The 25,541-nt window shown below is 67.1% G+C and carries 21 protein-coding genes; 10 read left to right on the forward strand and 11 right to left on the reverse strand.

What is annotated here, in order from left to right:
* Positions 1-18 precede the first annotated feature (18 nt).
* The 4 genes from ABRP34_RS19150 to ABRP34_RS19165 all read left to right on the forward strand — a co-directional run bounded on the left by ABRP34_RS19150 (position 19) and on the right by ABRP34_RS19165 (position 3,321).
* Complete coding sequence (locus tag ABRP34_RS19150) at positions 19-786, forward strand: SDR family oxidoreductase (protein WP_353711366.1); 768 nt, start codon at positions 19-21, stop codon at positions 784-786.
* Positions 787-798: 12 nt separating this feature from the next.
* On the forward strand, positions 799-954 hold the full coding sequence (locus ABRP34_RS19155) for a hypothetical protein (RefSeq protein WP_003804521.1): 156 nt from the start codon (positions 799-801) through the stop codon (positions 952-954).
* A gap of 52 nt (positions 955-1,006) precedes the next feature.
* Positions 1,007-2,410, forward strand: a complete 1,404-nt coding sequence (locus ABRP34_RS19160; protein WP_353711367.1) for an MFS transporter — start codon at positions 1,007-1,009, stop codon at positions 2,408-2,410.
* A gap of 131 nt (positions 2,411-2,541) precedes the next feature.
* Positions 2,542-3,321 (forward strand): triose-phosphate isomerase family protein, encoded by a 780-nt coding sequence (locus tag ABRP34_RS19165; RefSeq protein ID WP_353713411.1) that lies wholly within the window; start codon positions 2,542-2,544, stop codon positions 3,319-3,321.
* 9 nt (positions 3,322-3,330) lie between these two features.
* Here ABRP34_RS19165 and ABRP34_RS19170 read toward each other — a convergent pair whose 3' ends face one another.
* Positions 3,331-3,627 (reverse strand): hypothetical protein, encoded by a 297-nt coding sequence (locus ABRP34_RS19170; RefSeq protein WP_003804518.1) that lies wholly within the window; start codon positions 3,625-3,627, stop codon positions 3,331-3,333.
* Between the two features lie 265 nt (positions 3,628-3,892).
* On the opposite strand from ABRP34_RS19170, the gene ABRP34_RS19175 reads away from it, so the two are divergent.
* The 3 genes from ABRP34_RS19175 to ABRP34_RS19185 all read left to right on the forward strand — a co-directional run bounded on the left by ABRP34_RS19175 (position 3,893) and on the right by ABRP34_RS19185 (position 8,816).
* Positions 3,893-6,451, forward strand: a complete 2,559-nt coding sequence (locus ABRP34_RS19175; protein WP_353713412.1) for a Tex family protein — start codon at positions 3,893-3,895, stop codon at positions 6,449-6,451.
* 74 nt (positions 6,452-6,525) lie between these two features.
* Positions 6,526-8,385 carry a gamma-glutamyltransferase gene (locus ABRP34_RS19180; protein ID WP_353711368.1) on the forward strand — a complete coding sequence of 620 codons (1,860 nt, stop codon included), beginning with the start codon at positions 6,526-6,528 and terminating at the stop codon, positions 8,383-8,385.
* 110 nt (positions 8,386-8,495) lie between these two features.
* A complete protein-coding gene (locus tag ABRP34_RS19185) occupies positions 8,496-8,816 on the forward strand; it encodes a hypothetical protein (protein ID WP_353711369.1) in 321 nt (106 codons plus the stop codon).
* Positions 8,817-8,913: 97 nt separating this feature from the next.
* Here the strand turns inward: ABRP34_RS19185 and ABRP34_RS19190 are convergent, their stop codons facing one another.
* The 3 genes from ABRP34_RS19190 to ABRP34_RS19200 form a co-directional block, all read right to left on the reverse strand.
* Positions 8,914-11,145, reverse strand: coding sequence for a DUF222 domain-containing protein (locus tag ABRP34_RS19190; RefSeq protein ID WP_353711370.1), 2,232 nt, complete (start codon positions 11,143-11,145; stop codon positions 8,914-8,916).
* Between the two features lie 133 nt (positions 11,146-11,278).
* On the reverse strand, positions 11,279-12,139 hold the full coding sequence (locus ABRP34_RS19195) for an NAD-dependent epimerase/dehydratase family protein (protein WP_353711371.1): 861 nt from the start codon (positions 12,137-12,139) through the stop codon (positions 11,279-11,281).
* Between the two features lie 7 nt (positions 12,140-12,146).
* The gene (locus tag ABRP34_RS19200; protein WP_353711372.1) at positions 12,147-13,127 is read right to left on the reverse strand and encodes an MSMEG_6728 family protein; all 981 of its coding nucleotides are present in this window, start codon (positions 13,125-13,127) and stop codon (positions 12,147-12,149) included.
* Between the two features lie 166 nt (positions 13,128-13,293).
* On the opposite strand from ABRP34_RS19200, the gene ABRP34_RS19205 reads away from it, so the two are divergent.
* On the forward strand, positions 13,294-13,920 hold the full coding sequence (locus tag ABRP34_RS19205; protein WP_353711373.1) for a hypothetical protein: 627 nt from the start codon (positions 13,294-13,296) through the stop codon (positions 13,918-13,920).
* Positions 13,921-14,157: 237 nt separating this feature from the next.
* On the opposite strand, the gene ABRP34_RS19210 is transcribed toward ABRP34_RS19205, so the two are convergent.
* Both ABRP34_RS19210 and ABRP34_RS19215 read right to left on the reverse strand, forming a co-directional pair.
* Positions 14,158-14,835: a transglycosylase family protein gene (locus ABRP34_RS19210; RefSeq protein WP_353711374.1), complete on the reverse strand. Its 678-nt coding sequence runs from the start codon at positions 14,833-14,835 to the stop codon at positions 14,158-14,160.
* A 221-nt stretch (positions 14,836-15,056) separates the two neighbouring features.
* Positions 15,057-17,720, reverse strand: coding sequence for an excinuclease ABC subunit UvrA (locus ABRP34_RS19215; RefSeq protein WP_353711375.1), 2,664 nt, complete (start codon positions 17,718-17,720; stop codon positions 15,057-15,059).
* 168 nt (positions 17,721-17,888) lie between these two features.
* Here ABRP34_RS19215 and ABRP34_RS19220 point away from each other — a divergent pair, with 168 nt between their 5' ends.
* A complete protein-coding gene (locus tag ABRP34_RS19220) occupies positions 17,889-18,857 on the forward strand; it encodes an adenosine deaminase (protein WP_353713413.1) in 969 nt (322 codons plus the stop codon).
* Here the strand turns inward: ABRP34_RS19220 and ABRP34_RS19225 are convergent.
* Both ABRP34_RS19225 and ABRP34_RS19230 read right to left on the reverse strand, forming a co-directional pair.
* On the reverse strand, positions 18,854-19,477 hold the full coding sequence (locus ABRP34_RS19225; protein WP_353711376.1) for a hypothetical protein: 624 nt from the start codon (positions 19,475-19,477) through the stop codon (positions 18,854-18,856). The two genes, ABRP34_RS19220 and ABRP34_RS19225, sit on opposite strands and share 4 nt — an antisense overlap.
* Before the next feature lie 108 nt (positions 19,478-19,585).
* Positions 19,586-20,407, reverse strand: coding sequence for a CPBP family intramembrane glutamic endopeptidase (locus tag ABRP34_RS19230; RefSeq protein ID WP_353711377.1), 822 nt, complete (start codon positions 20,405-20,407; stop codon positions 19,586-19,588).
* Between the two features lie 214 nt (positions 20,408-20,621).
* Here ABRP34_RS19230 and ABRP34_RS19235 point away from each other — a divergent pair, with 214 nt between their 5' ends.
* Complete coding sequence (locus ABRP34_RS19235) at positions 20,622-22,925, forward strand: FdhF/YdeP family oxidoreductase (RefSeq protein WP_353711378.1); 2,304 nt, start codon at positions 20,622-20,624, stop codon at positions 22,923-22,925.
* A 38-nt stretch (positions 22,926-22,963) separates the two neighbouring features.
* Here ABRP34_RS19235 and ABRP34_RS19240 read toward each other — a convergent pair whose 3' ends face one another.
* The 3 genes from ABRP34_RS19240 to ABRP34_RS19250 form a co-directional block, all read right to left on the reverse strand.
* Complete coding sequence (locus ABRP34_RS19240) at positions 22,964-23,326, reverse strand: DUF6457 domain-containing protein (protein WP_353711379.1); 363 nt, start codon at positions 23,324-23,326, stop codon at positions 22,964-22,966.
* 64 nt (positions 23,327-23,390) lie between these two features.
* Positions 23,391-24,365, reverse strand: a complete 975-nt coding sequence (locus tag ABRP34_RS19245; protein WP_353711380.1) for an aldo/keto reductase — start codon at positions 24,363-24,365, stop codon at positions 23,391-23,393.
* A gap of 224 nt (positions 24,366-24,589) precedes the next feature.
* Positions 24,590-25,483: a glucose 1-dehydrogenase gene (locus tag ABRP34_RS19250; RefSeq protein WP_353711381.1), complete on the reverse strand. Its 894-nt coding sequence runs from the start codon at positions 25,481-25,483 to the stop codon at positions 24,590-24,592.
* Positions 25,484-25,541 lie beyond the last annotated feature (58 nt).

Here is a 25,541-nt window from a genome sequence, read left to right on the forward strand (position 1 = left end):
CGACTTAGGAGCACATCCATGAGTACTTTTCCGTCCGAGCGCACAGCCATCGTCACCGGCGCGGTCTCGGAGCGCGGCATCGGCCGGGCCACCGCCAACTACCTGGCAGAACTAGGCTGGAACATCGGCATCATCGACCTCGATGACGCCCTCTGCCAGGCCACGGCCAAGGAGATCGCCAGCCAGTACGGCGTCAAGGCCCACGGCGTGGGCGCGAACGTCGCGGACGAGGCATCGGTCCGCGCAGCGATCGACTCCATCGAGGCGGAGCTGCCCCAGATCGTGGCCCTGGCCAACGTTGCCGGCGTCAGCTCTCCCGTCCCGTACCTGGAACTCGACGCCGCCGAATGGGACCGCGTGCTCAACATCAACCTCAACGGCGTCCACTACGCCACCCGCCGCGTCGCCGAATCCATGGCCAAGCACCGGATCGGCCGCATCGTGAACATCTCCTCCGTCTCCGCGCAGCGCGGCGGCGGGACGTTCTCCAAGACCCCGTACTCCGTGGCGAAGGCCGGCGTGATCGGCCTGACCCGCGCCACGGCCCGTGAACTCGGGGAGTACGACATCACCGTCAACGCCATCTCACCCGGCCCCATCGACACCGACATCATGGGCGGCACCCTGAGCCAGGAACGCAAGGACGAACTGGTCAAGGACCTCGTGGTCAACAGGGTCGGTTCCACCCGCGACATCGCAGCAGCCATCGCCTTCCTCATCAGCGAGGACGCCGGATACATCTCCGGCCAGACGCTGAATGTGGATGGCGGCCTCTACATGCACTAGAAAGGACCGGCCATGGCTTCCAACCGGAACACCAATTCCACCCGGCGAGCAACCGCACAGGCGGTCCCCGCGGGCATCAGTTCGTGGACCAGAGAACGCAAGATCTACCTGGCCATCGGCGTCCTCGCCAGCCTGGCGGGCGTACTGCTCATCGCCTTTTCACTCTGAGGTTTTCCCGCAGGCACCTGATTTGCTCACTTTTACTCAAAGAGGAGTTTGAATGACTGTCACCAACCCATCCACCACGAAGGAGCTGCTGGACTCGCCGGTTCTCAAATCGGCCATTTCCAAGGCGTCCTTCCGGCTCATGCCGATGCTCGTCATCCTGTACGTCGTGGCCTTCCTGGACCGCACCAACGTGGGCTTCGCCGAGGCCGCACTCGAAGCCGACAAGGGCGTCAGCGCGGGTGCCTACGCGCTGGGTGCCGGCATCTTCTTCATCGGCTACGCACTCTTCGAAATCCCCAGCAACCTGCTCCTGACCAAGTTCGGCGCCAAGGTGTGGCTGGCACGTATCGCCGTCACCTGGGGCATCGTCTCCGCCTGCTTCGCCTTCGTGCAGGACGAGACCTCCTTTGTGATCCTGAGGTTCCTGCTGGGCGTGACTGAGGCCGGCCTCTTCCCCGGCGTCATCATGTTCCTCGCGGCCTGGTTCCCGAACAAGGTCCGCGTCAAGATGTTCGCGATCTTCTACCTGGCGCAGCCGTTCTCCCAGATGATGGGCGCCCCGCTGTCCGGCTGGCTGATCAACATCGGCGACCAGGTTCCCGGTGTCCAGGGCTGGCAGGTCATGTTCTTCGTTGAGGGCATGCTCGCCGTGCTGGCGGGCATCGCCGCCTTCTTCTTCCTGATCAACAGCCCGCAGGACGCCAAGTTCCTCAACAAGGACGAGAAGAAGGCGCTGCAGGACGTCATGGCCCTTGAGGACAACGTCAAGGAAGAGTCCGGCCCCCGCGGTGTCCTGGCAGCCATGAAGAACGGCCGCGTCTGGTACTTCACGGTCATCTACTTCTGCCTCCAGATCGCCGTGTACGGCGTGACCTTCTACCTGCCCCAGCAGGTCGCCCAGCTGACCGGCCAGAAGGTGGGCCTCGCCGTCGGACTCATGGCTGCCATCCCGTGGTTCTTCGGCATCTTCGCCTGCTATTTCATCGGCAAGGCCGCCAACACCGTGATCCGCCGCCGCGTCTGGGGAACCGGCCTGTTCATCTCCACCGGCCTGTGCATCTTCGGCTCCGCCTGGGCCGGCGCCAACCACCTGCCTGCGCTGGGCATCGTGTTCATCACCCTCGCGGTGTGCAGCTTCCTCTCCATCGGCCCCATCGCCTGGTCGTATCCGACGGCGTTCCTCACCGGAACTGCCGCAGCGGCGGGCATTGGGCTCATCAACTCGCTGGGCAACCTGGGCGGCTTCGTGGCTCCGATCCTGCGGACCACCGTCAACCAGGTCACCGCCTCGGACACCGGCACCATGGGGGTGTACGCACTCGGTGTGCTGCCGTTCCTCGCCGCGGTGATGATGATCGGCACGCGGAAGTTCAAGAACAAGGCCGACGACCTGCTCGAAACCAGCGCCACCGGGAAGGCAGGCACTGCCCAAGAAGAAGTACTGCTGGAAAAGTAGTCAGCAGCAAAAGCACAGAAGCGCAGTAACCCCGGCGCTCAGTACCTCCAGCGAAGGCAGGAAACCCCGTGACCCAGCTCAGCCAGGCTAGCAAGGACCCCGGCACGACTTTCGTCGGCGTCAGCACCAAGATGTACCTGGGCTACCGGGACAGCCTGCGCTGGCTGGATGAACTGCGCCAACAGGTGGACACCCGCCCGGCCCTCGCGGCCGGGCGGGTGGTTCCGTTCGTGATTCCCTCCTTCCCCATGCTTCCGGCGGCCGGGGACATCATTGCCGGGTCGCCGCTGGTCCTGGGTGCCCAGAACTGCGGCTGGGCCGACGGCCCGTGGACGGGTGAGCTCTCGCCGTCGCTGCTTGCCGAGCTGGGCGTGGGACTCGTGGAGATCGGGCACGCCGAACGGCGGCGGCACTTCGGCGAGGACGACGCCATGATCGCGCTCAAGGTCAGGGCGGCCGACGGCGCCGGCGTCACCCCGCTGCTGTGCGTGGGGGAGGAGTCGCGCGGCACGGAGACCACCCCAAGTACCGGAGCAGCCGAGGCCGACAGTACGGCGGGCGCGGAAGGCGCCGCCCGGTTTGTCTGCGGACAGATCGAGGCCGCGGTCGGCGGCGACTGGGGGCTCGCCGCCCGGCTGGTCATCGCCTATGAACCCGTCTGGGCCATCGGAGCAGCCGAGCCCGCCAGCGCGGGGTACGTGTCCGCCGTCGTGCGTATTCTGCGGGAGCTGCTTGGTGCCCACGGACTGCAGGGATTGCCCGTCATATATGGCGGCTCCGCGAAACCAGGCCTGCTGCCCTCCCTGGACGGGGTGTCGGGGCTGTTCCTGGGCCGGTTCGCGCACGACGCCGCGAACTTCGGAAAAGTGCTGGACGAAGCGCTGTCGCTGGCGGGCGCGGAGCGCTCCTGACAGCGAGCACTAAAGGAATGCCTCCCGGCCCGTCCCTTCGCTGAGCACGAGCTCCCCGTCCTCAATGGAGACCAGGAGGCTCCGTGGCCTGCCGTGGAGCTTCATTTCCGCACTGAGATTGCGGCTGGTGACCTCAACCCCCACCGTTGCGCCTTTTGCCGGCAGTTCAACGGAGACTTCCTCGGCCATGCCCAAAAGCTCCCGGGTGGTGACTTCGCGGTCGTACCGGGCCTCCTTGCCGTTGACCGTGATGGCGACTTCATCATCGTTGAAGCCGTCCTGAAGAATGATGAGCAGTTCCTGCATGATGCGCCGCCTAAGTCGATGACCTCCGCTGCATAAAGTCACTACACCACTTAAGGGCCGTTGTGGGTAGTGCGGTTTAGTCGGCCCTCAGACGCCTGAACGCTCCCGATCCGGGTGCGTAGGGCAAAATGTTCTGGTGACCCAACAGCCGCAGCACCCCGCCACGCCCACGCCCAGCCCTGCCTCCGCCGCCGGGACAAAGCCGAAGGACACTCCCGCACCCGCGCCGGCTGGCGGCCAGGGCACGGACGATGTCGCAGCCCGAATAGCGGAACAGATCGCCGCCGAGCTGAGCGTGAAGGCGTGGCAGGTGAAGGCGGCTGTGGAACTGCTCGACGGCGGGTCGACGGTTCCCTTTATCGCCCGCTACCGCAAGGAAGCCACCGGGACGCTCGACGACGGCCAGCTCCGCGAGCTCGATGAGCGCCTGCGCTACCTCCGCGAACTGGAGGACCGCCGTCGGACAGTCCTGGAGGCGATTGCCGCGCAGGGGAAGCTGACCCCGGAACTGCAGGCCGCCGTCGTGGCCGCGGACACGAAGTCGCGGCTTGAGGACATCTATCTGCCTTTCAAGTCCAAGCGGCGCACGAAGGCGCAGATCGCCCGCGAAGCCGGGCTGGAACCGCTCGCGGACGCCCTGCTCAAGCGCCCGGAACTTGATCCCGAACGCGAGGCGGCCAAGTACCTGAACGCGGACCACGCCGTCGACGACGCCGCTGCGGCGCTCGCCGGCGCCCGCGCCATCATCGTGGAGCGCGTGGCCCAGGACGCCGACCTTGCCGAGAACCTGCGCGAGCGGCTATGGACGCAGGGCCGGATGGTGTCCCGGGTGAAGAAGGGCAAGGAATCCGAGGGGCAGAAGTTCGCGGACTACTTCGAGTTTTCGCAGGCACCGTCGGGAATGCCGTCGCACCGCGTGCTGGCGCTGCTGCGCGGTGAGAAGGACGGGGTGCTCGAGCTGGACCTCACCGAAGCGGACCCTGCCGACGACGACGCCCTCGCCGCCGCGCGCAACCGTTACGAATCCGCCGTGGCGCGGTTCCTCGGGGTTGCCGACCGCGGCCGGCCCGCCGACTCGTGGCTGCTCCAAACCGCCCAGGTGGCATGGCGCTCCCGGGTGCTTGCCCGGCTGACGGCCGACCTGCGGGGACGGATGTTCGCCGCCGCGGAAGACGAAGCCGTGCGCGTTTTCGCCGCCAACCTGCGCGACGTGCTGCTGGCGGCGCCGGCCGGAAACCGTTCCACCCTTGGCCTGGACCCCGGGCTGCGGACGGGCGTGAAGGTGGCAGTGGTCGACAAGACCGGCAAAGTGGTGGCCACGGACACCGTCTACCCGCACGCACCGGCGCGCAAGTGGGACGAAGCCCTGGCCACGCTGACCCGCCTGGCCCGGCAGCACGCCGTCGAACTCGTGGCCATCGGCAACGGAACGGCGTCGCGCGAAACGGACAAGCTCGCGGCCGAACTGATCAAGCAGTTGTCCGCAGGTGCCGGCACCGGTAGCGCTTCCGGGGCGGCCGTAGCGCCGCAGAAGCTGGTGGTATCCGAGGCAGGTGCGTCCGTGTACTCGGCGTCCGCCCTGGCCGCGGCCGAACTCCCCGGCATGGACGTATCCCTGCGCGGCGCGGTGTCCATTGCCCGCCGCCTGCAGGATCCGCTGGCTGAGCTGGTCAAGATCGATCCGAAATCGATCGGCGTGGGGCAGTACCAGCACGATGTCACGGCCGCGAAGCTGGACCGCAGCCTGGACGCCGTGGTGGAGGACTGCGTGAACGCCGTGGGCGTGGACGTGAACACGGCGTCGCCGGCGCTCCTGAGCCGGGTGGCCGGCGTCGGGCCGCTGCTGAGCGAGAACATCGTGGCGTACCGCAACGAGCACGGACCGTTCGCCAAGCGCAGCGAGCTGAAGAAGGTGCCACGGCTCGGAGCGAAGGCCTTCGAACAGTGTGCCGGATTCCTGCGGATCACCGGGGGAGCGGAGCCGCTGGACGCCTCCAGTGTGCACCCCGAGGCGTACTCGGTGGCCCGCAAAATCCTGACTGCCGCCGGCGCCTCTCGCGGGTCCGGCACTTCCGGCGCTTCCGGCGGCACCGCCCGTCTTGCTCCGCTGGCCGACGCCGGACGGCTGGACCCTGCCGATTTTGTCGATGGAACGTTCGGGCTCCCCACCGTGCGCGACATCATTGCCGAACTTGAGAAGCCGGGCCGCGATCCGCGTCCGGCGTTCAAGGCCGCGTCGTTCTCCGAGGGCATCGAAAAGATCTCCGACCTGAAACCTGGCATGGTCCTCGAAGGAACCGTCACCAACGTGGCTGCCTTCGGCGCGTTCGTGGATCTGGGGGTCCACCAGGACGGGCTGGTTCACGTGTCGGCGCTCGCGAACCGGTTCGTTGCCGATCCGCGCGAGGTGGTGAAGTCCGGACAGGTGGTTCGGGTGAAGGTGCTTGAGGCCGATCCGGAGCGGAAGCGCATCTCCCTCACGCTAAGGCTCGACGACGAACCGGCCCCTTCCGGCGGCCGCCCAGCCGGGGGACGCCCGGCTGGGGGACGCCCGGCTGGGGGACGCGGCGGAGGCGACCGGGACCGGGAAGGCGGCCGCGCCGCCGAACGTTCAGCAGGCGGCAACCGCGACGGCGGCCGGACCAGGACGGGTACTCCCGGCCAGGCTGCCGGAAAGCCCGGGGCGCGCCAGGGGAGTGATTCAGGCCAGGCTGCGGCAGAGCGCAACAGCGCAAAGCGACAGCCGAAGCAGTCCGGCCAGCGGCCAGCTCCTGCGGATACAGCCATGGCCGAAGCCCTGCGCCGGGCCGGTCTGGGTAAGTAGGCTCCCGCTCGCGGGCAGCCGTGTCGCTGGCCGTATCCCGGGCTGGGTGGACGCCGGTGACTACAGTAGCCCCTATGAGTTTTACGAGGCCGGAGTCTTTTACCACCCGTCCTACGCTGCAGGGCACGTTCGGCATGTCCGCCACGACCCATTGGCTTGCTACAGGCACTGCGCAGGCGGTGCTGGAGCGGGGCGGCAACGCGTTCGACGCGGCCACGGCCGCCGCCTTCGTGCTGCATGTGGTGGAACCTCACCTCTACGGGCCGGGCGGTGACATGACCGGTGTCTTCTGCACGGCGGAGGAACCCGGGAAACCGGTGGTCCTGATGGGCCAGGGCCCGGCTCCCGCGGGCGCGACGGTCCAACGCTTCCGCGCCGAGGGCCTGGAACTGGTGCCCGGCTCAGGTGCGCTGGCCGCTGCGGTTCCCGGCGCCGTCGATGCCTGGCTCCTGCTGCTGCGGGACCACGGAACGTGGGAACTGGCCGAAGTCCTGGATTTCGCCATTCGCTATGCGCGCGATGGCCACCCGGTGCTGGCACGCGTCTGCAGCACCATTTCGGCAGTTGCGGAGTTGTTCCGCGAGCACTGGCCCACTTCTGCCGCACTGTGGATGCCGGAGGGACATATCCCGGTGGAGGGCGAACTGGTCCGGAATCCCGCGCTTGCCCGCACGCTCCAGAAACTGGTCCAGGCCGGTGCCGGCCTCGGCGAGGCATTCGCCGCGGAGCCGGCGCATACCCGCGAGGAGCGTATCGACGCCGCCCGCAGGGAATGGGGCGAGGGCTTCGTGGCCCGGGCCGTGGCCGAAAGCGTCCGCATACCGCACCGGCACTCATCCGGCACCAACCACCGCGGTGTCATGACGATGGCCGACATGGCCGGATTCCGCGCGTCGTACGAGGAAGCGGCCACCCTCGAGTTCCGCGGGCAGACCATCGCCAAGACCGGGCCGTGGGGGCAGGGGCCGGCCCTGCTGCAGACGCTCGCGATCCTGGCCGGCTTCGACGACGACCGCCTCGACCCGTCCACCGAGCTCGGGGCACACACCATCTTGGAGGCCCAGAAGCTCGCACTGGCGGACCGTGAGGCTTACTACGGCGACGCGGATGTCCCGCTCGATTACCTGCTGTCAGATGAGTATGCGGCGTCGCGCCGGGAGCTGATCACCGAAAATGCGTCGCTCGAGTTTCGTCCGGGCTCCGTGCCCGGGCGTGAGCCGTATGTGCCCGCACTTCGCACCGAGTATGTCGCGGCGGCGCTGTCGGATGGCGACGCAGCGGTTGGTGAACCGACGATCGGTGAACCCGCGCCCGGCGAACACAGCGTGGCGGCCAACGGGGAAACCCGCGGCGACACGTGCCATATCGACGTTGTGGACCGGTGGGGCAACATGGTTTCGGCCACACCGTCCGGGGGTTGGCTGCAGTCGTCGCCCGCGATCCCTGAGCTCGGATTTTGCCTGGGCACGCGGCTGCAGATGACGTGGCTTGAGCCCGGAACGCCGTCCACGCTGACGCCGGGGAAGCGGCCGCGGACCACGCTGACGCCGACGCTGGTGTTGCGCGATGGCGCTGCTGTCTCCGCGCTCGGCTCGCCAGGGGGAGACCAGCAGGACCAGTGGCAGTTGCTGTACCTGCTGCGGACCATCGTCGGCGGGTACACCCCACAGCAGGCCATCGATGCGCCGGCGTTCCACACGACGTCCATGCCCGGGTCTTTCTGGCCGCGCACATGGGAACCCGGCGGTGCCGTCGTCGAGGATCGACTGGGCGACGACGTTATCGCCGCACTCGGGCGGCGGGGACACCGGATCACCAGGGCAGGTGACTGGACGCTGGGACGGCTGTCCGCCGTCGTACGCGATCCCAGGACCGGCGTGCTGCAGGCGGCAGCGAACCCGCGGGGCGCTCAGGGATACGCGGCGGGCCGGTAGGAGCGGAATCCCTTTCCGCTCACGTTCTCGTTGGGTGGGCAGCGAATATACGTGCCCGCGGGCCGCGGGGCGGGGTTTCTGGCGTGGCGGTTATCTGCAAGGCTGAGGGCATGAACTACTTCCTGGAGTACACGATTCCCGCTGCCCCCGACAACGCCGAATTCGAGTTCCCGCACGACGAGATTCGACCCGGGACCACCATCCCGCTCTCGGAGACCAATGCCGACGTAGTGCACACCCCCGAGCTCCCCGCCCGTACCGGCATCATCGGTGCCACCGTGCCCGAAGCGAAGCTCGAAGCCGAGCAGCTGATCACCCACAGCCGGGCGACGGAGGCGTCCCTGTATGAGGACCCCTCGAATTCGCTTCAGGCAGGCGTGGGCACTCTCGTAGCTACCTTCACGGAAGTCAGTGGCTGGCAGGACGCATAGCGGCTGCAAAGGATCGTTTCACCGAAGCGCCTGGCTCCTTGTTTAGGGGGCTGGGCGCTTCTGTTTTTGGTGGTCCGGCTACCGCTTGTCCGCAGAGTCATGTTTTGTGGTGGTGGTTTTGTCGGGGTTGTTGTCGGGGGTCGATGTGGGGCGGTGGGATAAACCACGGGACCCCGTTTTTGACGTGGATTTTCCACTGTTCCTTGTGAATTAAGTGGTGGTGATGGGTGCAGAGGAGGACGCCGTTGTCGGTGCTGGTGGGTCCGTGGCGGGACCAGTAGGTGATGTGGTGGGCTTCGCACCAGGATGCGGGGATGGTGCAGTTGGGGAAGGCGCAGCCTTGGTCTCGGGCGTTGAGGGCTTTGCGGATGTGGGGCGGGAAGATGCGGGCGGTGCGGCCGATGTCGAGGATCCGTCCTTGGCTGCCGAGGAGGACGGGGATGATGTCGGCGTCGCAGGCGATTTTGCGGATGGTGGAAGCGGTGACGGGGCCGGTGTAGTTGAACGTTCCGCTGCCGGTGGGTGGTGTGCTTGCGGGTGCGTTAAAGGGGGGTGTGGCGAAGAGGTCAGTGCCGGACCAGTTGATGCCGGGGAGCGTGGTGACGGGCTGTTTGCCTGTCAGGGTGTCGGGTTCGCTGGTCTGCCAGTTGGTCGGGTCGGTGCCTGGCTCGGGTTGGGATTCGCTGGTTTGCCAGATGTCCGGGCCTGTTGGCGGATTGATGGTGGCCTGCCAGGGGGTGGGTGTTGGCCGGGGGCTGTCTGTTCGCCGGGTACCGGGGCCGTTTGTGTTCGGGGCGTAGCGGGGGCCGCGGTTGGCGGTGGTTTGGATGCTGTTGAGGAGGTCCCGGTAGCCGATGGTGACCATGACTTGGGGGCGGAGTCCTCCGGTGGTGGGCAGGGCGCCGGCGGCGAGGGCTGCCTTGGACGCGCCGACGAGGCCGTCGAGGCGTTGCTGGGCGAGGGTGCGGCGGTCCAGGTCCGGTTCCGGGGTGGGGGCGGTGAAGGCCGCGTCGGGGTCGGCAGCGGCGGCGCTGATACCGTCGTCGCTGCCGGTACCAGCAGCGCCGGTACCGCCGTCACCGCTGCCGGCGCTGCCGGCGCTGCTGGTACAGCCGTCACTGCTGGTACCGCCATGACCGCTGGTGCCGTTGTCGGTATTCCCGCAGGTGGTGTTGGGGGTGGTGGTGCGGGGGTTGGTGGCGGTGTTCATGACGGTGGTGAGGACTTCGTATTGGTCGGTGGTGGCGCGGATTTCGAGGTGGTGGAGGCCGCCGCGTTTGTGGTGGAGGAAGACGCCTTGGCGGTGGCGGAGGTTTTCTTCGGAGGGTTCGGTGCCGTCCTGGTCGAGGGCGTCGATCCAGCGGTGGGCGATGCGGGTGAGGAAGTCGTGGTCGTTTTCGATCGCGGTTTGGGTGAGGTTGTGTTCCATTTCGGTGATCAGGGCGGGGTGGGGGATGTGGCGGACTTTGTCCAGGGCGGTGGTGATGGTGGTTCCGGCGCGGGAGGAGATGATTCCGGTGGTGAGGGCTGCTGCGGTTTCTTCGCGTTCTGGTGGCATGGGCCGGCCGGCGAGTCCGGTGCGGGGGAGGGTGGCGTTGGCGAGGGCGAGGCGGCGGCGTGCTTCGGGGGTGCTGATCCGGAGCCGGGTGCGGAGGAACTCGGCGGTGTTTCGGGCTCCGTCATCGGCCGGGGACCAGGCCACCGCAGAGGCAGAGGCCGCCGGGGTTGGAGCGGGGGCGGCGGCAGCGGCTAAGGAGGAGCCAGAGGCTCCAGCCGTGGTGGCGGCCGGCTCGGAGGGCTGAGCGCCAGGATCCGGGACAGGCCCGGGTTCGGTGCACCAGCCTGTGGTCCAGCCGGCGGTGCGGCTGGCGGTCGCGGCGTCGTTGATCGCCTCGGTCCGTGTCCGGTCCACTGCCGCGGCGGCGAGTACTTGCAGGTGTTCGACGCGGCGGGAGAGCTTCTCGGTCAGTTCCGCGAAATCGGCCGCCTGAAGGAAGTTGGCCGCGGCGAGCTCCTCCGGCGCCGAGCTGGTGGCGGACTCCAGCAGCGCCAGTGACGCGTTCAGATCAGTCGTTGCCAGCGCCAGTTCAGCGGTCAACAGGGCCGCTGACTCCGGGCCGTCCGTGCCGAGGTGTGGAGTGGCAGGGCCGGAGCCAGCTGCAAAGCCGGCGGCAGCACCGCCGTCGGACACGTCCTTGGCCGGTGCGTCAGAAAGGGGAGCTGCAGGGACGCTGCGCAGCCGGCGGCCAGGCAGCAGGGCCGCGGAACCCAGGCCCGAGACATTCGTCCCCGCCGAGCTATGCGCTCCATGCTCCCCAATAGCTTCCATAGAGAAACTCTCTCAGCGGGGTCTGACATTTTTAGGGCTGAGGAGCGTCACTTCGGACTAAACGTGAAAAACTTTTGAAAATTTTTTCGGCCCGGTCATTTGACCGGCATCTCCACCTGGGCGACGCGTGTACTCATGGGTGGCGAACTCCGACGCCGGCCAGAATGTCGCGGTACCCCTCGCGAAAGGATGGGTACTTGAATGAAAACCCTGTATCCCGAAGCAGCGCGTTGCTGCACCGCTTGTTGCCACCCCGCCCGCTGCCCAGAGAATCCGTCGGCGGTACGTCCAACCCCAATTCGGCCGCCAGGAAGCGCAGAACGTCGCCCAACTCGGCTGGATCGTTGTCCACCCCCAGATAGGCCGGCGACGGCACAGCGTTCATGGTGCACAAATGCACGATGGCACCCGCGGCGTCGTCGCGGTGGATGCGGTTGGTGTAACGGGGCTGGTCAGGAATGACGGCGGCGCCAGTTCGAACCTGGTCGATGAGGCGCGTGCGGCCCGGCCCGTAAATTCCGCCAAGCCTGAGCACGACAGGTGTGGTTCCGGTTCCATGGAGCCGCTTGAGCAGGTGCTCCTCAGCCTCACGCATGATGCGGCCCGAGAATCCGCCGGGTTCCGGCGTCGTGCTCTCATCGACCCATCCGCCGCCGGCGTCGCCGTACACGGCCGTGGAGGAGACGAAAAGGACGCGTTCGGGGGTAACGCGGTCTCGATCAAGAGCGTCGAGCACATGCGCCACGCCGTCCAGGTACGCGCTTCGGTAGGCCTCTTCGGTGGACGCGTCCGCTGCCACCGCTATGACGACGGCGGTGGTGTCCGCCGGGACAGGCGGCAGTTCTGCGGTGCTTAGGTTCGCGGCGGCGCCCTCAATCGCAGGCGGCAGCTTGTCCGGCGAGCGGCGCCAGCCCACCACCCGGTGCCCCGCTGCGGCGAACCGCAAACCCGCCTCGGTGCCCAGATCGCCGCAGCCGGCCAGAAGGATAGTCATCTGCGGTTCAGAGCGCCGGTACGGGGAAGAAGACGCGGGGGTCCTGCAGCAGCGCCGGGTAGTCGAATTCCGACCGGTCGATGATGTCCGTGAGCTGGAAGTTGCGGCCGAAGCGCCCGTCGTCGAGCGTGATGGGACGGCCCACGACCATTCCGACGGCGAACCTGCTGCCGCCGTCGAAAGGCACGGCTACCGGGGACTTGCCCGGAAGTGTTGAGAAGGCTGCCTCCTGGCGCTGCCGTTTCCGGGACGGCTTCTTGACCAGCGGCTTGGGGGCGGCCTTCCGGGCGACCTTGGCGGGACGGCGCGATGTTTCCTCAGCGTAGACGAACTGGTAGTCGTCCCCGGAGTCCGCGGAGTCCCCGCCGGCGCCCGAACCGGCCCCGGCCCCAGACCCAGCGGCCCCGCCGCCCGAAGCAACGGCGGAACCCTGCGCCGCCCGCCCCACGGCAGGAAGACCGACCTTGACCAGCTTCTCGGGGTCGCCGTGGCCGACGTGCTCGCGGAGAATCCACAGCACGTCACCCTCTGGATCCTCCGGCAGGAACTCGTGCCTGGGCTCCGGCCAGACGTACTCCAGCCCGTGCTCGGTGCCGGGGAACACCTGTTCGTAGAAGTGCGGGTCCTTGCGGATCAGGTTGGAGCGGTGGCTCAGGTGGAAGTCGGGGTCTCCGAGCCACGGCGGAAGCAGGATCTTGGCGGCATAGTCTGGGTGCGCGGCCTGGGGTGCGAACTCTCGGATGTTGTCCCGGGTGGTGTCGTCGAAGCCGCGCTTGGTCCATTCGTCCACCATGGCCAGGCCGTACATGGTGAGCGCAGGCACGTGCCCCATCCACATGCGGATAGCGGGGTGTGACTGCCACCCGTATTCCGGGATGACCAGCGCACGGAGTGTCTGCAGCGCTTCTACGCGCTGCTTGCCGAGCCGGGGGGTGTCCAGCGCGGCCGCGCTTTGCCGGAAATCGGGATAGGGAAGGAATGTTTGCATCCCTTCAGTCTGCCGTCCCTGGCGCCCTGTGCCAATTGAAGTGCCGGACGGCACAGCCAGCGGCCAAAATGGACGGTCCGGTGTTCACATAGTGGACCCATGCATACGGAAGGTTGATTAATCCACTAAGATATCCGAAACCTCACCAGCGTCTGGAAGCCGACTCATGACTCTTACCTCTCCCGCACCCTTGTCCTCCGCCCCCGCGGAGACCAATTCACATGCGCCACAGGAGCCCCAGCTGTTCGTTCCGAAGTACGGCCAAATGCTGGGCGCCGACGCGAACGGGATCCTCGTTCTCGATGAGTTTACTCTGGACCCGGCGGCTGCGCGCAAGGACCAGCACCGTTTCCGCACCGCGCTTGCATCCGTTGCGCTTACCCTGCGCCGCCTTGTGGCTCTGCGCGTTTTCATCGCAGTGGTGGCGGTCGCCAACCTGCCGCTCTTCCTGATGTCCACGGGCTGGTGGATCTACGCCGTGTCCCTGGCACTGGTGATCGGTGTCCACGCCGCCGTGAACTGGCTGAACAAGCACGAGCCGCGCGTCAAGCAGCGCCACGAACTCGAGCTGCACCTGCACCGCGAACGCAGCGACAACTACCGTAAGGTGCGCGACGCCGTGAAGTTCGTCGTCGACAGCCCGGCCCGCGTCAACGAGCACCTCTACCTCGAGCTGCTGCACGCTAAGCGGGTTGCCCTGCACCTCGCGTCCGGCACCGTTGCCCTTCTGGACACCAGCGACGACGCCGCTTGGAAGGTGCGCATCGTCCGGGAACTTCCCGCCGCGGCTTAAGGCCAAACACTGACGCTTCCAGCCGTCACGCTGTAGTGAATAAATTACGACGCCGGGCGTCCCCACTCTGGGGGGCGCCCGGCGTCGTTATCTCTAAAGAAAGACAGACGCAGCGAAGCCGGAAACAACGACGCCGGACACAACGGCCGGGACACGACAACGCCGGGCGGCCCCTCAAAAGGGACCGCCCGGCGTCGTGCTTTAAGGCAGCGCCGCTAAGCGGCCTGACCAAGCAGATTAGGCAGGGAGCTGCAGAACCTGGCCCACGAACACCAGGTTCGGGTTGCTGATGGTGTCAGCGTTGGCGTCGGCGAGGTGCTGCCAGCCGCCGTGGATGCCAAGCTTGTCGGCGATCTTGCTCAGGGTGTCGCCATCCTGGACGGTGTAGGTCTCGCCGCTCACCGCGATGGCGGCGGCGTGACGGGCCTGGACGGGAGCCTGGGCTACTTCGGCCACGGGGGCCTGGGCAACGGGAGCGGTCTGGACGGGAGCCTGGACCGGTGCGGCCTGGACCGGTGCGCTCTGCGGCAGGATCTGCGGTGCAGGAGCGCCACCGCCACCGTTCAGGCCCAGCTTGGCGGAGCAGGCGGGCCAAGCGCCCCAACCCTGGCTGGCCTGGACCTTTTCGGCCACGGCGATCTGCTGGGCGCGGGAAGCGTTCTGGGGTGAGCCGGTTCCGCCGAAAGCGGCCCAGGTCTGCGGGGTGAACTGCAGGCCGCCCGAGAAACCGTTGCCGGTGTTGGTGGACCAGTTGCCGCCGCTCTCGCACTGGGCGAGGGCATCCCAGGTGGAGCCGCTCGTGGCGGTGGGCGTTGCAGCGTTGGCGGCAGTGGCGGAAAGCGCCAGAGTTGCGGCGGAAACGGCGGCCAGGGTGACTCCACGGCGCGCGGCAGTACTAAGAGTGGACTTCTTCATTGGGATGCTCCTGAGGCCACCCGCGCTCGGTCCGTCCCCGGACGTTGTCGCGCTACTGCCCGCCCCTGACGAACTAGAGGTCAATTCGGTATCCGCCGGCCGGGCAGTAACTGGTGGTGGCGGTACCGGGCATTCATGGGCCCGCGTGCGCGGGCATGTGTCCCACCCTAGAGGTGTTGCGCGCCGTTATCAAATCGAGATCTTTATTGACAGTCGAGTGGTTATGGGGCACTCCGGCCGAGCGCGGAAGCCAGGTACTGCGCTGTCCGACTGTCGGGTGAACCGGCGACTGCGGCGGGCGTTCCGGAGGCAATGATCTTTCCGCCGGCGTCCCCGCCGGCCGGTCCGAGGTCGATCACCCAGTCCGCTTCTGCCACCACGTCCATTTCGTGCTCCACCACGACCACCGTGTTTCCCGCGTCGACGAGGCGGTGCAGCTGGGCCATGAGGAGCCGGACGTCGGCCGGATGCAGCCCGGTGGTGGGCTCGTCCAGCAGGTACAGGGTGTGGCCGCGGCGGGCCCGCTGCAGTTCGGTGGCGAGTTTGATGCGCTGGGCCTCACCGCCGGAGAGTTCGGTGGCGGGCTGTCCGAGCCGCAGGTAGCCCAGCCCGACTTCCCGCAGCGTCTGCAGGCTGCGCGCGGCTGAGGGAACGTCCTGCAGGAATTCAGCGGCGGCGTCCACGGTCATTCCCAGGACGTCGGCCACGTTCTTGCCGCGGTAGGTGACCTCGAGGGTTTCCGGGTTGTAGCGGGAACCGCCGCATTCCGGGCAGGGGCCGTAGCTGCCGGGCAGGAACAGCAGTTCGACGGCGACGAATCCCTCGCCCTGGCAGGTCTCGCAGCGTCCGCCGGCCACGTTGAAGGAGAAACGTCCGGCGCCGTATCCGCGGGACCGGGCTTCGTCCGTGGCAGCGAACTCCTTGCGCACGGCGTCGAACAGTCCGGTGTAGGTGGCCAGGTTGGACCGGGGCGTGCGGCCGATCGGTTTTTGGTCCACCGTCACCAGCCGGTCCACGTGGTGCAGGCCTGCCACCGTTCCGACACTCAGCGGGGTGCCCGTTTCGACGGCGTCTAGGGGCTGGTCCTCGCCGGCGGAATCCGGGCCGCCCGCGCCCGCGTCGCCGTGCAGTTCCGATCCCACCACCTCGGCGAGAACGTGGCTGACCAGCGTCGACTTGCCCGAGCCGGAGACTCCGGTAACGGCGGTCAGGACCTGCAGCGGGAAGGACGCGTCGAGGCTGCGGAGGTTGTGGCGTGTGATGTCGTTCAGTTCCAGCCAAGCACCAGGTTCCCGACGGCGGCCGGTTGGCTCGCTGCTGCCGGGCTCGCCGGCGCCGGTGGCACGGGTGCCGGGCAAGTCGGTGCCCGGCGCGCCGCCGCTGGGGGCATCCGGCACGAGGAACGGACGCGTGACGGAGGCCTCCACCGCGGCGAGGCCGGCAACCGGGCCGCTGTACAGTACTTCACCGCCGCCCTCTCCAGCCCTCGGACCCACGTCCACGAGCCAGTCGGCGCGGCGCACGATGTCCATGTTGTGTTCCACCACGAACACGGAGTTGCCCGACGACTTGAGCTGCTCCAGCACAGCGAGCAGGGGCTCGGCGTCGGCGGGGTGCAGCCCGGCCGACGGCTCGTCCAGCACGTACACGACGCCGAACAGACCCGAGCGGAGCTGGGTGGCGATCCGGAGGCGCTGCATTTCGCCGGGGGAGAGGGTGGGTGTCGACCGGCCGAGGGCGAGGTAGCCGAGCCCCAGATCCAGCAGGACGGTGATCCGCTGCAGGAGGTCGCGCGTGATGGCCACGGCCACCTCGTTGCTTTCGCCGGAGGACAGCTTGCGGGAGGCGGTTCCGGCGTCCTTCAGCTCGGTCGTCGGGCGGATGATGTCCGCCAGTTCGGCCATCGGCACTGCGTTGAGTTCGGCGATGGTCTTTCCGGCGAAGGTCACGGCCAGGGCCTCCGGCGTGAGGCCGCTGCCGCTGCACCGCCGGCAGGGGCCGGTTTCCATGAAGCGGAGCACCCGTTCGCGCATCGTGGTGCTCTTGGAGTCCGCGAGCGTGTGCAGCACGTGGCTCTTGGCGCTCCAGAACTGGCCCTTGTACGGCTTTGCTACGCGGTCGCGCTGAGGGGTGATTTCCACGACCGGTTGCTCTTCGGTGAAAAGGATCCAGTCGCGGTCCTTCCTGGGCAGCTCTTGCCAGGGGGTGTCGACGTCGTAGCCCAGGTGGGTGAGGATGTCGCGCAGGTTCTTGCCCTGCCACGCCGTCGGCCAGGCGGCGATGGCCCCGTCCCGGATGCTCAGGGACGGGTCCGGGACCAGGGAGGCTTCGCTCACGGTGTGCGCAACGCCGAGGCCGTGGCACTCGGGGCAGGCCCCGGCGGCCGTGTTGGGAGAGAAGGCGTCCGAGTCCAGGGTGCCGGCACCGGCAGGGTAGCTGCCGGCGCGCGAGAACAGCATGCGGATCGAGTTGGACAGCGTGGTCACCGTCCCCACCGTGGAACGGCTGCTCGGTGTCCCGCGGCGCTGTTGAAGCGCGACGGCGGGAGGCAGCCCGGTAATCATTTCCACCTTGGGATTGTGGCCCTGCTGGATGAGGCGCCGGGCGTACGGCGCCACGGACTCGAAGTACCGGCGCTGGGCTTCAGCGTAGATCGTGCCGAATGCCAGCGAGGACTTGCCCGATCCCGAGACGCCGGTAAACGCAACGATCGCGTCGCGCGGCACAGCCACGTCCACGTTGCGAAGATTGTTCTCGCGGGCACCGCGCACGCGGACGAAGCCGTCCGCGGAATGGTGGGCACCGATGGAGTGGGCGGCTCCGGGGCCGGCTTCCAGGCTCCAGTCCAGATCGGCCAAGGGGGCAGCATACTCTTCAGTCCGCATCTGTTCGACTCTAGCGGTCATAGCCGGTCCGGGGACTATTCTGTCGGGGTGAACACTTACGACGCCGCCGCCGAACCGATCGATCCCACTGCTCCTTCAGGTCAAACTGTGCCTTCAGATCAAACTGCGATTTCTGGTGAAGAGGAGCTGGTGGCGGCCGCGTCGCCGATGCCTTTGGCTGAGCTCCACCTTCACATCGAGGGAACGCTGGAACCGGAACTGATTTTTGCGCTCGCTGAACGGAACGGGATCGAGCTGCCGTACGCGAACCTGGACGAGCTGCGGAGCCGTTACGAGTTCACCGACCTTCAGTCCTTCCTCGACCTGTACTACGCCAACATGGCTGTGCTGCGGACGGAGCAGGACTTCGCGGACATGACCCGGGCTTACCTGGCGCGGGCTGCGGCGGCCGGGGTGCGGCACGCGGAAATCATGATGGATCCGCAGGCGCACCTCTCGCGCGGGGTTTCCCTGGAGACGTGCGTCAACGGCGTGGCGTCGGTGCTCGCCACCTCTGAGGAGGAGTTCGGCATTTCCACGCTACTGATTGCCGCCTTCCTGCGCGACCTCTCCGAGGACTCGGCGCTCGAGGTCCTGGAGGGGCTTCTTGCGATGAACGCGCCGATCGCCGGCATCGGTCTGGATTCCGCAGAGGTGGGCAACCCGCCGTCGAAATTCACCCGGCTGTTTGCCCGGGCCGGCGAAGCAGGCCTGCGGAAGATTGCGCACGCGGGGGAGGAGGGCCCGCCGTCGTACATTGTGGAGGCGCTGGATGTCCTGGCCGTGGAGCGGATCGACCACGGAATCCGGTGCATGGAGGATCCCGAGCTCGTGGAACGGCTGGTCAATGACAGGGTGCCGCTGACGGTCTGTCCGCTGTCGAACGTCCGGCTCCGCGCCGTGGACATGCTGGCCGCCCATCCGCTGCCGGCGATGCTGGCCGCCGGGCTCAACGTCAGCGTGAACTCGGACGACCCGGCGTACTTTGGCGGCTACGTGGACAGCAACTTTGCCCAGCTCGAGTCGGTTCTGGGCCTGTCCGAATTCGACCGGGTCAGGCTGGCCGCCAACTCGATCAGGTCGTCCTTCGCCAGCGAGGAGCGGAAGCAGGAGCTGCTGGCCGAACTGTCGGGCTAGGAATCGGGAGGGGTGCTCAGCGGCTTGGTAACCGCCGGCGCGCCCGTCCGGATGATCCACCAGCCCAGCGCCGCCATGACCAGCCCGACGGGGATCCCGTAGGGCGGCAGTCCGGCGTTGTAGCCGAGGAAGCCGGCGACGACGAAGGCCACACCAAGCCACCAAGGGAACATGCCTGAGCGCCAGCCGGTGATGCCGAAGACCATCCAGCCCAGAGCGAAAAGTACGTAGCTGGAGAGACCTCCGACCGCCAGCATTCCGGACCCTCCGGCGAGGATCGCGCCCGGGGCGACGTCTGCGATCCAGGGGGCGGCGAAACCGTCGAACCACATGTTGCCGGCCATGTCCAGGGTGCCCACCAGCGCGAAGCAGAAGCCGACGGCGCCCAGTCCGCCTGCCCTGCCACCGAGCCTGAAGTAGACGGATGCCAGAGCGAGGGTGAGGCCGATGAAGACCACCCAGTACAGGGCGTTCGTGATCTGGAAGGGCGCCTGCCGCATCATCTCGATCCGGTCCAGGCTCAGGTCGGCAGCGAGCAGGCGCGCCACGTCCGCTGCGGCAAAGACAAGGCCGGACACCAGCGCGATGGGACCGGCGGATCTAGCTAACGGTGAGGACATCTTTCCTCCTGGGGTATGGGTTACCGGTTCCTGAATGGGAGCGCCGGCGCCGTTCGCACGGTACCGATCACCCAGCGCCGATCATCCGGCGCAATCACCCGCCGTCGTTCACTTGGGACGCATGCCAAGCGGGAAACGCCCGACGGCGGTGGCCGAGTGGGGTGCCTTGCGCCACGCCTGGCGGTCCAGTACCACGGTTGCAAGAACTGCCAGGACCACCACCAGGAAGTAAATCAGCTCGGCGCGGCCAGCGGCGGCGGTGCTGAAGCCGAAGGAACCAACCGTGAAGGTGCCCTGGCTGTTGTGGAACAGAAGCGTCAAGAGGACGCTGCCGCCGGTGCGGTTGAAAAGCCACACGTAGAGGAACGTGATAGCGAACGTCGTCGGCAGACCGATCGGGCTTAGCCCACCGAAGAGGATCAGCGGCAGGTGCCACAGCGCTACGAGCACACCGAGGATCGCCGCGGACAGCAGCGGCAGACGCGATGCCTGGAGCAGGGGCAGGGCGTAGCCGCGGAAACCGGGCTCTTCGCCAAGTGGTCCGTCCATCGGATTCACCAGCCTGACCGCGAACACGGTCAGCAGGCCGCTCCACGTCAGCCGTTCCAGGCCCGGGGCGGCGGCGCCGAGTGCCATGGTCACCAAGCCGGTAACCAGGACGAGTGCTGCGGGGAGAAGGAGTGCAACGGCGTACCAGATCCACCCGACGCGCCACCGGATCAACCGCCGTCCCCAGGCACGGAACCCGGGACGTCCCTCGGTCAGGGCCATGACGACGACTGCCGCGGCAAGCGGACCAACCGGCAGGAATTCCATTCGCGGCAACAGCCCGGCCGCGAAGAACGGCCAGGAGGCCCAGGAAATTGCGTAGGCGACGATAAAGAAAGCCAGAAGCCTGTGGTGCTTTAGCCAGCCCATTGAACGGCCCATTGCGGCTCCAAACGGTCTGCAGGTGCTCCAATTGTCCGCCCCGTTTGCTTCGACGCGCCAGCAGGCAGGACCCAGGCAGGACCGTCCGGCCCGGCAGCTGGCCGAATGCTTGCAGGCGCCTTCCATAACTGCTAGTCCTGTGAGGGAGGCAAACGGCGGCGACGGAGCCGCGGACAGCAGTACTTGGACCATGCCGAGTCAAGGAGTGTGCAGCATGCCGCGCAAGAACCCAGACGTTGAAGAGGCGGACGAGAAGGACCTCGAGGTAGGCAAGCCGAAGGAGTGGGCCGCCGGCATCCCGGGCGTCCTGCACTCGATGCAGCCGGCCATCAAACACATGGGCCTGGGCAGGACGGAGAAGACGCTGCTGGCCCTGAACCAGAAGCACGGTTTCGACTGCATGAGCTGCGCCTGGCCGGACCCGGACCACCGGAAGACTTTTGAGTTCTGCGAAAACGGGGCCAAGGCTGTCACCTGGGAAGCTACACCTGTGGTGATTGAGTCGGACTTCTGGGCGGAGCACCCTGTCAGTGAGCTGCGCCAGCGGACTGAGTACTGGCTCGGGATGCAGGGCCGCCTGACGGAGCCGGTGTACAAGCCGGCAGGCGAAGACCGTTACCGTCCCGTGAGCTGGGACGAGGCATTCGGGATTCTGGGCCGGAAGCTCAACGGACTGGCCAGCCCGGACGAGGCCGCCTTCTACACGAGCGGCCGGACGTCGAACGAGGCCGCCTTCATCTACCAGCTGTTCGTGCGGGCCTTCGGCACCAACAACCTGCCGGACTGCTCCAACATGTGCCACGAATCGTCTGGCTGGGCTATGGGCCAGACCATCGGCATCGGCAAGGCCACCATCACCTACGACGACTTCGCCAAGGCGCAGCTCATCATCATCATGGGGCAGAACCCGGGCACCAACCATCCGCGCATGCTCACGGCCCTCGAGGAGGCCAAGGAGGCGGGCGCGGAGATTGTGGCCGTCAACCCGCTGCCGGAAGCCGGGCTGCTGCGGTACAAGAACCCGCAAAAGGTCAAAGGCATCATCGGCCACGGCACCGACCTCGCGGACCAGTTTCTGCAGATCCGCGTGGGCGGCGACATGGCGCTGCTGCAGGCCATTTCGAAGCGGGTCCTCGACGCCGAGGCGAAGAACCCGGGGACCGTGCTGGACCATCGATTCCTCGAGGAGCACTGTGAGGGGCTGGACGACCTCAAAGCACATCTAGAGGGTCTTGACGACGAGACCGTCCTGGCCGCCACAGGACTCCGCTGCGACGAGATCGATGAGCTGGCCGCCCGGTATCTGAAAGCCGACCGGGTCATCATCACCTGGGCCATGGGAATCACCCAGCACAAGAAGGGTGTGGCCACCATCAAGGAGATCATCAACCTTCTCCTGCTGCGTGGAAACATCGGCAAGCCGGGGGCCGGCGCCTCGCCGATCCGCGGGCACAGCAATGTGCAGGGGGACCGGACCATGGGCATCTGGGAGCAGATGCCGCCCGCCTTCCTCGACGCGCTCGGCAAGGAGTTCAGCTTCGACCCGCCGCGCGAGCACGGCGCTGATGCCGTGGAAACCATCCGAAGAATGCGCGACGGCGGGATCAAGGTTTTCGTGGCCTTGGGCGGAAACCTCGTGGCCGCCATTTCGGACACGCACGCCGCCGAAGCGGCAATGGAGAACACCGACATCACCGTCCAAATCTCCACGAAGCTGAACCGCTCGCACACGGTGACGGGCAGGGAAGCCCTCATTCTGCCCACCATGGGGCGCACGGAAATCGACCTCCAGGAGTCCGGTCCGCAGTTCGTTTCCGTGGAGGACACCGTTTGCGCCGTTCATCCCTCGGCAGGGCGGGTGCAGCCCGTTGCGCCGAACCTGCTGTCGGAGGTGGCGATCGTCTGCCGGATCGCGCGGGAGACGGTGGCGGGGAAGTCCAGCGCGGACTGGGCAGGGTTTGAGAAGAACTACGACCTCATCCGCGAGCACATTTCCCACGTGGTTGCCGGCTGCGAGAACTACAACGACAAGATCCGGCAGGAAGGCGGCTTCGTCCTGCCCAACGGCCCGCGCGATTCGCGGACCTTCCCCACGCCCACGGGCAAGGCCATACTGACGGTCAATCATTTGGAGAGCATCGAGCGGCCAGCCGGCACGCTGATCCTGCAGTCCGTCCGCTCGCACGACCAGTTCAACACCACCATCTACGGGCACAACGACCGCTACCGCGGCATCAAAAAGGGCCGCGACGTGGTGTTCGTGAGCCCCGAGGACATCGCCGAACTTGGCCTCAGCGACGGCCAGTTCGTGGATATCCACGGCGTATACGAGGACAACGTGGAGCGGGTGATGCGGAAGCTGCGCGTCGTTTCGTATCCCACGGCCAGCGGCTGCGCGGCCACCTACTACCCGGAGGCCAACGTGCTGGTGCCCCTGGACAGCGTCGCGGAGGGAAGCAACACGCCGGCGTCCAAAGCTGTGCTCGTGCGGTTGGAGCCCACCGCGGAGCCTGTTTAGCTCCCGGCGCTTCCTGACCGCCCCGTCACGCATCGCCCTTACTGGGCGGTGCGTGACCAGCCTTCGCTGTCCGGGCCGCCCTCGGTGCCGTGCTCACACAGCCGCAGGGCGACGTCGGCCGCCGATTGCACCGCCTCCTGCGGCGACGCGCTGCTGCCGTGTGCCCGGAGTCCGGCGGCGTAGCCGACCAGCAGCGCGGTGACAGGAGCGGCACGTCCGTTCACCGCGCGGGAAGACTCGTCGGCCAGGCGAGCGACCAGCTGCTGGTCCACCTTCAGATCCAGGATCTGCAGCGCCTGGATGAGCCGATGGCTCCAGTCTGCGAGGTCCTGGTCAGTGTCGCCGGTGCCGGACGCTCCGGCAGAGGCGGTGCCGCCGTCGCCTTCGGTGTTGCCTGTCATTGGACTACCTTTCCTGCTCGTCTCTAACTCGTTGATGCGGTGATCCCGGCGGATGCGCCGGGTTCTAAGTATCTATCGAGGCCATGTGCGGGTAGCGCGCTCCTGCGGCAGCGCCCGCCGGGGCAAGCTCATCAAGGCGGGCAAGGTCCCCGGCTGAAAGCTCGACGGCGGCCGCGCCCAGGTTTTCGGCCAGGCGTTCGCGCTTTTTGGTGCCGGGAATGGGGACGATGTGATCGCCCTGCGCGAGCAGCCAGGCCAGAGCGAGCTGCGCCGGAGTGCACTGCTTCTCATCTGCGAGTTCCTTGACCCGGTCCACAAGCTGCAGGTTCCGGGTGAAGTTTTCGCCCTGGAAACGGGGGGAGTGCCGCCGGAAGTCATCCGCAGCAAAGTCGTCGGGGCGGCGCAGCTGGCCGGTGAGGAAGCCCCGGCCCAGGGGGCTGTAGGGCACGAAACCGATTCCCAGTTCGGCCAGCACGGGGAAGACCTTCGTCTCCGGCTCCCGCTCCCAGAGTGAATACTCGGTCTGCAGCGCGGTGATTGGATGGACGGCATGCGCCCGGCGGATGGTGTCAGCGCTGGCTTCGGACAGCCCCAGATGACGGACTTTGCCGGCCTCGACGAGCTCCGCCATCGCCCCGACGGTGTCCTCGATCGGAATGGTCTTGTCCACCCGGTGCTGGTAGTAGAGGTCGATGTGGTCCACTCCGAGCCGCTGCAGGCTGGCGTCGCAGGCGGCGCGGACGTAGTCGGGGCGGCCGTTGATGCCCACCCAGGAACCGTCCTCCCGCCGCTCATCTCCGAAGTTCGTGGCCAGGACCACGTCGGAGCGCCGGCCCGCGATGGCCCTGCCCACCAGCAACTCGTTCGTGAACGGGCCGTACATGTCTGCGGTGTCAAGCAGGGTTCCGCCGGCGTCCAGGAAGGCGTGGATGGTGGCGATGGACTCGCTGTCATCGCCGGTTCCGTAGAACTCGCTCATGCCCATGTAGCCGAGGCCCAGGCTGGAGACGGAAAGTGGACCAAGTGTGCGGGATTCCATGGGGCTCTCCTCAGGTAGGTTGCGGGAGTGGCTCAGGGAGGTGCGGTGTAGTCGCCACTATAAGTCGATTCGCGGCAATTTTGCTCCACTTTCGTGGCGCCGAAATGCCGCCGGCCCCGGGTCTGCCGCATGCCGGCGCGGTTTTCCCGGTGGCTGGCGGCGGTGCTGCTACCTGAAGTGGTGCGGATATGCGCTGCAACCTGACGCGCGGAGCGGGGCGACAGCTATGGCGTGGGGCTGCCGCCGTTGACGTTCAGGGTCTCGCCGACAACGAAGCTCGATTCCGCCGAGGCCAGGAACACGTAGGCCGGGGCGAGTTCGGCGGGCTGTCCGGCGCGGCCCAGGGGAGTGTCCTTGCCGAACTCGGGCAGCGCTTCCTTGGGCTGGCCGCTGCTGACCTGCAGGGGCGTCCAGATCGGCCCGGGAGCCACGGCGTTCACACGGATGCCCTTCGGTGCCAGCTGCTGGGCCAGTCCCTTGGTGAAGTTGTTGATGCTCGCCTTCGTGGTGGCGTAGTCCAGGAGTGTCGGCGACGGGTTGTAGGCCTGGAGCGACGTGGTGTTGATGATTGTGGAGCCAGCGGGAAGGTGTGGAACCGCGGCCCTGGTGAGCCAGAACATGGCGTACACGTTGGTCTTCTGCGTGTGGTCGAACTGCTCGTCGGTGATGTCGCCGATGTCCTCCTGCGCCACCTGCTTTCCTGCGTTGTTCACGAGGAGGTCCAGTCCGCCCAGTTCCTGCAGTGCGGTGTCCACCAGCTTCTGGCAGATTGCGGCGTCCTTGAGGTCTCCGGGCACCTTCACGGCTTTGCGGCCGGCCTTCTCAATCAGGTTCGCGATCTTTGCGGCGTCTTCCTCCTCCTCCGGCAGGTAGGAAAGTACGACGTCGGCCCCTTCCCGGGCGAAAGCGATCGCCGTCGCTGCGCCGATGCCTGAGTCCGCGCCAGTGACGATTGCCTTCCTGCCGTCGAGGCGTCCGGTGCCGCGGTAGGTGTCCTCGCCCAGGTCGGCCTTGGGTTCAAGTTTGGCGTCCAGGCCGGGCTCGGGCTGGTGCTGCTTGGGCGGTTGGATGTGCTCGTAAGCGGTGACAGGATTCTTGAACGTGTACTGGTCGGTCATGGTTCTCCTCCAGATGGTGTTGAACGCGGACAGGATCATCGTGCTCCGGGCGGTGCTG

This window comes from Arthrobacter sp. K5 (assembly GCF_040448525.1).
GTDB classification, from domain to species: Bacteria; Actinomycetota; Actinomycetes; order Actinomycetales; family Micrococcaceae; genus Arthrobacter; species Arthrobacter globiformis.